Source organism: Pseudomonas sp. Sample_10, from assembly GCF_004321495.1.
Lineage (GTDB): Bacteria > Pseudomonadota > Gammaproteobacteria > Pseudomonadales > Pseudomonadaceae > Aquipseudomonas.
Window position 1 is genome coordinate 1 of sequence record NZ_RCOE01000007.1, and the last position, 10581, is coordinate 10581.

At 59.1% G+C, this 10581-nt stretch carries 9 protein-coding genes; 1 reads left to right on the plus strand and 8 read right to left on the minus strand.

Annotation, left to right across the window (positions count from 1 at the left end):
• The 6 genes from D8U18_RS00570 to D8U18_RS00595 all read right to left on the minus strand — a co-directional run.
• The coding region (locus D8U18_RS00570) for an ABC transporter substrate-binding protein (protein WP_131106794.1) at window positions 1-1006 on the minus strand (1006 nt) is incomplete at its 3' end.
• 47 nt (window positions 1007-1053) lie between these two features.
• Entirely contained in the window at window positions 1054-1326 is a 273-nt protein-coding gene (locus tag D8U18_RS00575; RefSeq protein ID WP_056854889.1) for a DUF2160 domain-containing protein, read from the minus strand.
• Between the two features lie 10 nt (window positions 1327-1336).
• Window positions 1337-2137 carry a carbohydrate ABC transporter permease gene (locus D8U18_RS00580; protein WP_056854627.1) on the minus strand — a complete coding sequence of 267 codons (801 nt, stop codon included), beginning with the start codon at window positions 2135-2137 and terminating at the stop codon, window positions 1337-1339.
• 7 nt (window positions 2138-2144) lie between these two features.
• Window positions 2145-3011, minus strand: a complete 867-nt coding sequence (locus D8U18_RS00585) for a sugar ABC transporter permease (RefSeq protein ID WP_056854628.1) — start codon at window positions 3009-3011, stop codon at window positions 2145-2147.
• Window positions 3008-4123 (minus strand): ABC transporter ATP-binding protein, encoded by a 1116-nt coding sequence (locus D8U18_RS00590; protein ID WP_131106795.1) that lies wholly within the window; start codon window positions 4121-4123, stop codon window positions 3008-3010. The genes D8U18_RS00585 and D8U18_RS00590 overlap by 4 nt, the downstream gene beginning before the upstream one ends.
• A complete protein-coding gene (locus D8U18_RS00595; protein WP_056854630.1) occupies window positions 4123-5217 on the minus strand; it encodes an ABC transporter ATP-binding protein in 1095 nt (364 codons plus the stop codon). The genes D8U18_RS00590 and D8U18_RS00595 overlap by 1 nt, the downstream gene beginning before the upstream one ends.
• Window positions 5218-5576: 359 nt before the next feature.
• Between D8U18_RS00595 and D8U18_RS00600 the strand changes: the two genes are divergently transcribed.
• Complete coding sequence (locus D8U18_RS00600; protein ID WP_131106796.1) at window positions 5577-7415, plus strand: sigma-54-dependent Fis family transcriptional regulator; 1839 nt, start codon at window positions 5577-5579, stop codon at window positions 7413-7415.
• Between the two features lie 290 nt (window positions 7416-7705).
• Here D8U18_RS00600 and cysS read toward each other — a convergent pair whose 3' ends face one another.
• Window positions 7706-9088 (minus strand): cysteine--tRNA ligase, encoded by a 1383-nt coding sequence (gene cysS, locus D8U18_RS00605; protein WP_130906280.1) that lies wholly within the window; start codon window positions 9086-9088, stop codon window positions 7706-7708.
• Between the two features lie 15 nt (window positions 9089-9103).
• On the minus strand, window positions 9104-10581 hold a 1478-nt coding region (locus tag D8U18_RS00610; protein ID WP_131106804.1), incomplete at its 5' end, for a glutamine--tRNA ligase/YqeY domain fusion protein.

The window sequence follows — 10581 nt, forward strand, 5'->3', positions numbered from 1 at the left end:
TCATGCCCGCCGCTTCCGGTGGCGCGTACTTCTTCATCCAGTCCACGTATTTGGTAGTCGCGAACACCGCCGCCGGGCCGTTGGTGTCGCCGCCACGAGTCACGCTGGAACCGACCGGATGGCAATTCTCGACGCGGATACCCCACTCGTCCACCGGCAATCCGTTCGGAATACCCTTGTCGCCACCACCGGCCATGGAGAACCAGGCATCGGTGAAGCGCCAGCCCAGGGACGGGTCTTTCTTGCCGTAGTCCATGTGCCCGTAGACGCGTTTGCCGTCGATTTCCTTGACGTCTTCAGTGAAGAACTTGGCGATGTCTTCATAGGCTGACCAGTTCACCGGCACGCCCAATTCGTAGCCGTACTTTTCCTTGAACTTGGCTTTGAGGTCCGCACGTTCGAACCAGTCGGCGCGGAACCAGTACAGGTTGGCGAATTGCTGGTCAGGCAATTGGTAGATTTTGCCGTCCGGTGCGGTAGTGAAGGAGATGCCGATGAAGTCCTTGATATCCAGGGTCGGCGAAGTGAAGTTCTTGCCTTCGTTGGCCATCAGGTCGGTGATCGATTCAGTCTTGCCGTAGCGGAAGTGCGTACCGATCAAGTCCGAGTCGTTGACCCAGCCGTCATAGATGTTCTTGTCCGACTGCATCTGGGTCTGCAGCTTTTCCACCACGTCGCCTTCCTGCAGCAAGTCGTGGGTCAGCTTGATCCCGGTGATCTCACTGAAAGCCTTGGCCAGCACCTTGGACTCATACTCGTGAGTGGCGATGGTTTCCGATACCACTTTGATGCTCATCCCGCGAAACGGCTCCGCGGCCTTGATGAACCACTTCAGTTCTTCGAGTTGTTGATCGGCCGTCAGGGTGGACGGCTTGAATTCACTGCCGATCCATTTCTTTGCGGCATCTTCGTAGGCATCGGCCCAGGCCGAAGCGCTCAAACCGCTGAGTGCCAGCATGGCTGCCAATGAAATGCTATGTCGCAGCTTATTGTTTTTGTCGAACATAGAGACCTCCTGTTTAAGTTTCGGAGCAACATTGCCGAGCGATTCGACTAGCCCCAACGCATCACAGCCAACAGCCACACCAGGGACAACGCGAACGCTACCCAGATGCTCCAGTCGGTGACGCCGATTACCAGCAAATGCAGGTAGGCGCTGCCGAGAAGACCGATAAACAAACGATCGCCACGGGTGGTGGCAATCGGTAAAAAACCACGCCGAAGGACACTTGGCGAACGCAATTCCCAAGTGGTCATACCCACCAGGATCAAACCGATAACACCGAAAAACGCCGCCGTCGGGACGGTCCAGCTCATCCATTCCATCATCAGTTCCTCATACCCGGCCCAGGGCAAAGCCCTTGGCCACGTGGTTGCGAACAAACCAGATCACCAGCATGCCCGGAAGGATAGTCAGCACCCCCGCCGCCGCCAGCACCCCCCAGTCGATACCCGACGCCGAAACGGTGCGCGTCATGACTGCCGCGATGGGCTTGGCGTTCACCGAGGTGAGGGTTCGCGCCAGCAGCAGTTCGACCCAGGAAAACATGAAGCAGAAAAACGCCGTGACGCCGATGCCGGAGCCGATCAACGGGATGAAAATCTTCACGAAGAACTTGGGGAAACTGTAGCCGTCAATGTAGGCGGTTTCGTCGATTTCCTTCGGCACGCCAGACATGAAGCCTTCCAGAATCCACACCGCCAGCGGCACGTTGAACAGACAGTGAGCCAGGGCCACCGCGATGTGCGTGTCGAACAGGCCAATCGACGAATACAGCTGGAAGAACGGCAACAGGAACACCGCCGGTGGCGCCATACGGTTGGTCAGCAACCAGAAGAACAGGTGCTTGTCACCGAGGAAGCGGTAGCGCGAAAACGCATACGCCGCCGGCAAAGCCACGGTCAGGGAAATGATCGTGTTCAGGCTCACGTAATACAGCGAGTTGATGTAGCCGGTGTACCAACTCGGGTCAGTGAAAATCACCTTGTAGTTCGCCAGCGTAAAGTCCTGTGGGAAAAGGGTCAGCCCGCCGAGGATTTCGGTGTTGCTCTTGAACGACATGTTCAGCAGCCAGTAGATCGGCACCAGCAGGAACAGGATGTAGATCAGCAGTGGGATCAGCTTTCTCTTGCTCATGATGGCCTCAGCGGTTGGCGTCAGAGTGAGTCATGGCGGTGTAAAACAGCCAGGACACCAACAGGATGATCAGGAAATACACCAACGAAAACGCCGCCGCCGGCCCCAGGTCGAACTGCCCGATCGCCATCTGCGTCAGTGTCTGGCTGAGAAACGTCGTGGCATTGCCCGGCCCGCCGCCGGTCAGTACGAACGGCTCGGTGTAGATCATGAAACTGTCCATGAAGCGCAGCATCACCGCGATCAGCAACACACTTTTGAGCTTGGGCAACTGGATGTGCCGGAACACCGCCCAGGCCGAAGCCCGGTCAATCCGCGCAGCCTGGTAGTACACATCCGGAATCGCCCGCAGACCGGAAAAGCACAACAGCGCCACCAACGAAGTCCAGTGCCAGACATCCATCACCAGCACCGTGACCCAGGCGTCCATGGTGTTCGCTGCATAGTTGTAGCTGATACCCATGGCGTTGAGGCTGGAGCCCAGCAGGCCGATGTCGGCCCGGCCAAAGATTTGCCAGATGGTGCCGACCACGTTCCACGGGATCAGCAGCGGAATCGCCAGGATGATCAGCACCACCGACGACCAGCGGCCCTTGGTCGGCATGGTCAGTGCAATCGCGATCCCCAGCGGGATTTCGATCAGCAGCACGCAGGCCGAATAAATGAACTGACGCAACAGCGAATCATGCAGTCGTGGATCGAGCAGCACCTGCTTGTACCAGTCGGCACCGACGAAGTAGCGGCTGGATTGATCGAAGATATCCTGCACCGAATAGTTGACCACGGTCATCATCGGGATCACCGCACTGAACGCCACCAGCAGGAACACCGGCAGCACCAGCCACCAGGCCTTGTTGTTCTGCACCTTGTTCATGGCTGCACCTCATTGTTGGCCTGTGCTTCGAGCAGGAATTCGTCGACATAGACCATCAACCATTGCGCCGGAAAACTGATGTAGGCCATGCCTTCCGGCACCGGTTTATCTTCGGCCAGGCGTACTTTCAGCGGTGCGCCGTCGAGGTTCAGGGTCATGATCTTGTAGGTGCCGAGGTCTTCGACGTGTACGACCTGTGCCCGCATCGCCTCATCAAAAGGCTCATCCCAGACGTGCACGAATTCGGGTCGAATGCCGACTTTCAGGGTTTTCCACTCGGACTCGGCAATGCGTTGCTGCATGGCCTCGGACAGCGGCAAATGCGTCGAAGCGAAACCGACGCCGCCCGGTTGTGGCTGCACATCGATCAGGTTCATGCCTGGACTGCCGATGAAATAGCCGACAAAGGTGTGGCTCGGCCGTTCGAACAACTCCCGGGGTGTGCCGAACTGCACGATCTGCCCGCCGTACATCACCGCGATCTTGTCGGCGAAGGTCGATGCCTCCAGCTGATCGTGGGTAACGTAGACCATGGTGATGTTGAACTGCTCGTGGATCTGCTTGAGTTTGCGCCGCAGCTTCCACTTCAGGTGCGGGTCGATCACTGTCAGAGGTTCATCGAAGAGGATCGCCGACACGTCGTCGCGTACCAATCCACGGCCCATGGAGACCTTCTGTTTCTCGTCGGCGGTGAGGTTGCGGGCTTTTTTGCTCAGCAGGTTCTGCAGGTCGAGGACTTCAGCAATTTCCTGCACCTTGGTGTGAATTTTCGCCTCTGCCATGCCCTGGTTGCGCAACGGGAACGCCAGGTTGTCGAATACCGTCATGGTGTCGTAGACCACCGGGAACTGGAAAACCTGGGCGATGTTGCGCTTTTCCGGGGTGAGGTCATTGACCGCTTTGCCGTCGAACAGCACATGCCCCTGTGACGGGCTGAGCAACCCGGAAATGATGTTGAGCAACGTCGATTTGCCGCAACCCGACGGGCCGAGCAAGGCGAACGCACCACCCTGCTCCCAAATGTGGTCCATTTCCCGGATCGCATAGTCTTCCGGCCCAGCCGGGGTTTTGGTGTAGCTGTGGGCGAGGTTCTGCAAACGGATTTCGGCCATCAGGCAACCCTCGCGACACGCCGGCCCGGCGCCTGGACCAGCCGCCCCTGCGCATCGAACACAAACAGTTTATGGGTCGGAATGTAGATGCGGATCGGCGCATCGACGTCGTATTCGTGAACACCGGGCAAGTGCAGCACCAGCAGGAAGTGTTCGTTGCGCACATGCAGGAAGGTTTCCGAGCCGCTGATCTCGGCGACTTCGACGGTCACTGCCAGTTCGAGGTCATCGTCGTTGCTCGGCACCAGCGAGATGTGGCTGGGACGAACGCCGAAGCGAAACTCGCCCTCGCCCACCGGGCGCAGGTCAACGTTCAACGGAAAGTGCACGAAATTGGCGAAACTCACTTCGTTGCCAGCGATGCGGCCCGGCATCAGGTTGATCGGCGGTTCGGAAAACAATTCCGCCGCCAGCACCGTCTGCGGCTGGTGATAGACCTCGGAGGACTTGCCGCTCTGGATCACCCGGCCTTCATGAAGAATGGTCGTGGTGCCGCCCAAAGCCAGGGCTTCGTTGGGTTCGGTGGTGGCGTAAATCGCAATGGTATGGCGCGCCTTGAACAGCTCGCGCATTTCCTGGCGTAGCTCTTCGCGCAGTTTGTAGTCGAGGTTGACCAGCGGCTCATCGAACAGGATCAGCTCGGCGTCCTTGACCAGCGCCCGAGCCATGGCTGTGCGTTGTTGCTGACCGCCGGAGAGTTCGAGCGGATAGCGCTGCAGAAACTTCTCGATGCGCAGCATCTTCGCGGTTTCGAGCACTTTGCTCTGGATCAGCTCGTTGGACACACCGGCCTGACGCAGCGGCGAGGCGATGTTCTCAAAGACGGTCATGGTCGGGTAATTGATGAACTGCTGATACACCATCGACACATTGCGCAGTCGCACGGGCCGTTGCGTGACATCGACGCCATTCATCAGGATACGGCCGGTGTCCGGCTTGTCCAGCCCGGCCATCAGACGCATGAGACTGGTTTTGCCGGACAGCGTGCGCCCAAGCAAAACGTTGAAGGATCCAGGTTCGAAACGCAGACACGCATCGTCAATCCAGGTCTGGCCCTCGACGGTGCGGCTGACATGCTCCAGGGTTAATGACATGGCTCGGCCTTTTTTATTTTTTGGAGTCAAGCGACCGGAGCACTAGAGCGACTTTCGTGCCAGAAATTTCAACCTGTTGATTTACCTGAAAAACCAGGGAAAAAGCGTTAACCCAAAGTTCGTTGCTGAACACAAATGAACAATCACAAATGAACAATTGAACAGTTCACCCATTGACAGTGAACAATAGTGAACAACACTCTATGGATGCTTTTCCCCTCTGTAGGAGCACGGCTTGCCGGCGATGGCGCCCTCGAAATCGCCATCGCCGGCAAGCCGTGCTCCTACAGGTTTGTAGTGTTTGAATGTCAATGCAACACCCATAAAAACAATAAAAGCCTGTTCAGAGATCAACTGCCATGGCCGCACCTGCCTCGCCGCTGTCCCACGACGCCATCATCCAGGATTCCTGGTCCCGGTGCCGTGCGTTTGGCCTTGATCACCAGAGCGCTCCGGCCTTCGATCAACTTCCGGCGCAGAGCATCAAGCAATTGCTCGAGAGCCAGCATTCATTGGTGCAAACCACCCACCAGGAAGTGCTGCCGTACTACGAAAACATTCTCAGCAACTCCAACTGCCTGATCATGCTCGCCGACAATCAGGGCCAGGTGCTGACGACCTGGGGCACCCAGCGTTTTATCGAACCTGGCCTGACCCGCGGCTTCAGCGCTGGCGCCAGCTGGATGGAGCGCTGCAGCGGCACCAACGCTATCGGCACGGCGCTGGTCTGCGAGCAGGCGGTACACATCGAACACGACGAACACTTTCTCAAGGCCAACCGCTTCATGACCGGTTCCGCCGCGCCGATTTTCGATGCCGAGCGCAAGATCATCGCGGTGCTCGACGTGTCCAGCGACAGCTACCTGCCACCGTCCCACACCCTGGGCATGGTCAAGATGATGAGCCAGACCGTGGAGAACCGGCTGATCCTCAACCTGTTCCACGGCCAGCATTTCCAACTGACCTTCAACACCGGCCTGAACAACCTCGACAGTCAGTGGGCCGGATTGCTGATTTTCGATGAGAGCGGCCAAGTACTCTCGGCCAACCGCCGCGCCGACAATTTGCTGGGCGTGCGCCTGTCGCGGGTCAGTGTCGAGAGCCTGTTCAAGGTCTCGTTGCTGGAGCTGCTGAATCAACCCGAAGGGCTGCCCTTCTCTCTGCAGGCTTCCGGTCGCAACCGCTTCCAGTGTTTGCTGAAAAGACCGAAACAGGTTGCGATTCAACCGCGAGTATTCGCCGAACCGGCTGTGACTGTACCCACACCGGCCGTTATCAGCCTCAACACCCTGCACTTCGGCGACAGCCGTGTAGAAAAAGCTGTGCGCCAGGCCGAGCGCTTGCTGGAAAAAGACATTCCACTGTTGATCCACGGTGAAACCGGCGTTGGCAAGGAAGTGTTCGTCAAGGCTTTGCATCAGGCCAGCTCCCGCAGCAAACAGGCGTTCATTGCGGTGAACTGTGCGGCCATCCCCGCTGAACTGGTCGAATCAGAGCTGTTCGGTTACGAGAAAGGCGCGTTTACCGGTGCCAACCAGAAAGGCAGTATCGGCCTGATCCGCAAGGCGAATAAAGGCACACTGTTCCTCGACGAAATCGGCGACATGCCGCTACCGACCCAGGCCCGCCTGCTGCGAGTGCTGCAGGAGCGCTGCGTGCAACCGGTGGGCAGCAGTGAGTTGTTCCCGGTGGACATCCGCATCATTTCCGCGACCAACCGCTCATTGCGCGAGCAGGTGCAGTTGGGGCGTTTCCGTGAGGACTTGTACTACCGCATCGGCGGCCTGACTCTAGAGCTGCCGCCCTTGAGAGAGCGCAGTGATAAAGAGGCACTGTTCAAGCGTTTGTGGGAACAGCACCGCGAACCGAGCCAGTGGGCCGGCCTGAGTCGCGAGGTACTGGAGTTGTTCGGGCGCCATCCGTGGCCGGGAAACTTACGTCAGGTCAGCAGCGTAATGCAGGTGGCGCTGGCCATGGCCGAGGAACAGCCGGTGCGGCCAGAGCATTTGCCGGATGATTTTTTCGTCGATCTGGAGATGGAGCCGGTGGAGACACCCGAGCCGCTGGCCGTGGATCTGAATGACGTCGAAGATTTGAACCGGCAATTGCAGGCGGCCGGGGGCAATATTTCCTATCTGGCGCGCAGGCTGGGGGTTAGCCGCAATACCCTTTATAAAAGACTGCGCCAGACTGAGTGACAAGGGATCGTTCCCACGCTCCGCGTGGGAATGCCTGAACGGACGCTCCGCGTTCGGCTCTAAATGGGACGCGGAGCGTCCCTGGATGCATTCCCACGCTCCGCGTGGGAACGATCAAAAAGCCAGCTCCCACAGGTTCTGTGGGCTGCGACGATTTTGTATACGATACGGACACTGTGGGAGCTGGCTTGCCAGCGATGGGGCCCGCCCTGTCAGCGCCGAATTCGCGAACAGCACCAAAAAACAAAAACCCGCACAAGGCGGGTTTCGTTTTGAAGCGGATCAAGCCATCAGTCAGCCAGACGCCAGGTCGTGCCGCCCTTGCCGTCTTCCAGCACCACGCCCATGGCGGTGAGCTGGTCGCGGATGCGGTCCGATTCGGCCCAGTCCTTGCCGGCACGTGCCGCCAGACGCGCAGCGATCAACGCTTCGACTTCGGCTGCGTCCACTCGCCCTTCGGCGCCGGCCTGCAGGAAGTCATCAGCCTCAAGCTGCAACACGCCCAACACGCTGGCCAGTTCTTTCATACGGGCTGCCAGACCGGCCGCGGCATTGAGATCGCTCTCGCGCAGACGGTTGATCTCGCGAACCATCTCGAACAGCACCGCACAAGCTTCCGGCGTGCCGAAGTCGTCGTTCATCACCTGAGTGAAACGCTCGACGAAGGCTTCGCCGCCGGCCGGGGCTACGCTCGGCAGGCCTTTCAACGCATGGTAGAAACGCTCCAGAGCGCCTTTGGCGTCCTTGAGGTTGTCTTCCGAATAGTTGATGGCGCTGCGGTAATGGCTCGACACCAGCAGGTAACGCACGACTTCCGGGTGGTACTTGTCGAGCACGTCGCGGATGGTGAAGAAGTTGTTCAAGGACTTGGACATCTTCTCGCCATTGATGCGAATCATGCCGCAATGCATCCACGCGTTGGCGTAGGTCTTGCCGGTGGCCGCTTCGCTCTGGGCGATTTCGTTCTCGTGGTGCGGGAACTCCAGGTCGCTGCCGCCGCCGTGGATGTCGAAAGTCTCGCCGAGGCAGCAGGTCGACATCACCGAGCATTCGATGTGCCAGCCCGGACGCCCGGCGCCCCACGGGGATTCCCAGCTCGGCTCGCCCGGCTTGGCGGCCTTCCACAGCACGAAGTCCAGCGGATCCTGCTTGGACTCGTCGACTTCGATGCGGGCGCCGATGCGCAGGTCTTCGATCTTCTTGCGCGACAGCTTGCCATAGCCCATGAATTTGCCGACGCGGTAGTACACGTCGCCATTGCCCGGGGCGTAGGCGTAACCCTTGTCGATCAGGGTCTGGATCATCGCGTGCATGCCCGGGATGTGATCCGTGGCGCGCGGTTCCATGTCCGGTTTCTTGATGTTCAGGCGCGCTTCATCTTCGTGCATCGCCGCGATCATGCGCTCGGTCAAGGCTTCGAACGACTCGCCGTTCTCGTTGGCCCGGTTGATGATCTTGTCGTCGATGTCGGTGATGTTGCGCACGTAGGTCAGGTCGTAACCGCTGAACCGCAGCCAGCGGGTCACCAGGTCGAACGCGACCATGCTGCGGCCGTGGCCGAGGTGGCAGTAGTCGTACACGGTCATGCCGCACACGTACATGCGCACCTTGTTGCCATCGAGCGGCTTGAAGACTTCTTTGCTCTTGGTGAGCGTGTTGTAAATCGTTAGCACGTTAACTTCCTTGAATCACTGGCCCCACGAATCACGCAGGGTCACGGTACGGTTGAATACCGGCTGACCTGGTTTCGAGTCCTTGATGTCCGCGACGAAGTAGCCTTCGCGCTCGAACTGGAAACGGTCTTCCGGCTGTGCGTTGCCCAGCGAGGGTTCAGCACGACAACCGGTGAGTACCTGCAGCGAATCAGGGTTGATGTTGTCCAGGAAACTGGCACTGTCTTCGGCCTTCTCCGGGTTCGGAGAACGGAACAGACGATCGTACAGACGCACTTCGCACTCGACGCTGGCAGCGGCCGGCACCCAGTGGATCACGCCTTTGACCTTGCGGCCTTCCGGGTTCTTGCCCAGGGTGTCCGGGTCGTACGAGCAACGCAGCTCGACGATGTTGCCGTCGGCGTCCTTGATCGCTTCGTCGGCACGGATCACGTAGCTGCCGCGCAGACGCACTTCACCGGCCGGTTCCAGGCGCTTGTAGCCCTTCGGCGGCTCTTCCATGAAGTCTTCGCGGTCGATGTAGATTTCGCGGGCGAACGGCAAGGCGCGCACGCCCATGTCTTCCTTCGGATGACGCGGCAGTTCGAGGTTCTCGACCTGGCCTTCCGGGTAATTGGTGATCACGACTTTCAGCGGACGCAACACGCACATGGCACGCGGCGCGCTCTGGTCGAGGTCGTCACGGATGCTGAACTCGAGCATGCCGAAGTCGACCACGCCGTCGGAACGGTTGGTGCCGATCATTTCGCAGAAGTTGCGGATCGATTTCGGCGTGTAGCCACGGCGGCGGAAGCCCGACAGCGTGGACATGCGCGGGTCGTCCCAGCCATTGACGTGCTTTTCATCGACCAGTTGCTTGAGCTTGCGCTTGCTGGTGATGGTGTAGTTCAGGTTCAGGCGGCTGAACTCGTACTGGCGCGGGTTGGCCGGTACCGGCAGGTTTTCGAGGAACCACTCGTACAGCGGACGGTGGCTTTCGAACTCCAGGGTGCAGATCGAATGGGTGATGCCTTCGATGGCGTCCGACTGACCGTGGGTGAAGTCGTAGTTCGGGTAGATGCACCACTTGTCACCGGTCTGGTGGTGGTGCGCGTGACGGATGCGATACATGATCGGATCACGCAGGTTCATGTTCGGCGACGCCATGTCGATCTTGGCCCGCAGCACACGTGCGCCGTCCGGGAATTCGCCGGCCTTCATGCGGGCGAACAGGTCCAGGTTCTCTTCGACGCTGCGGTCGCGGAACGGGCTGTTCTTGCCCGGCTCGGTCAGGCTGCCACGGTATTCCTTGGCTTGCTCAGGGGTCAGGTCGTCGACATAGGCCTTGCCGGACTTGATCAGTTCCACCGCCCAGTCGTGCAACTGGTCGAAATACTGCGAGGCGTAGCGCACTTCGCCGGACCATTCGAAACCCAGCCATTTGACGTCGCTTTCGATTGCGTCGATGTATTCCTGGTCTTCCTTGGCCGGGTTGGTGTCGTCGAAACGCAGGT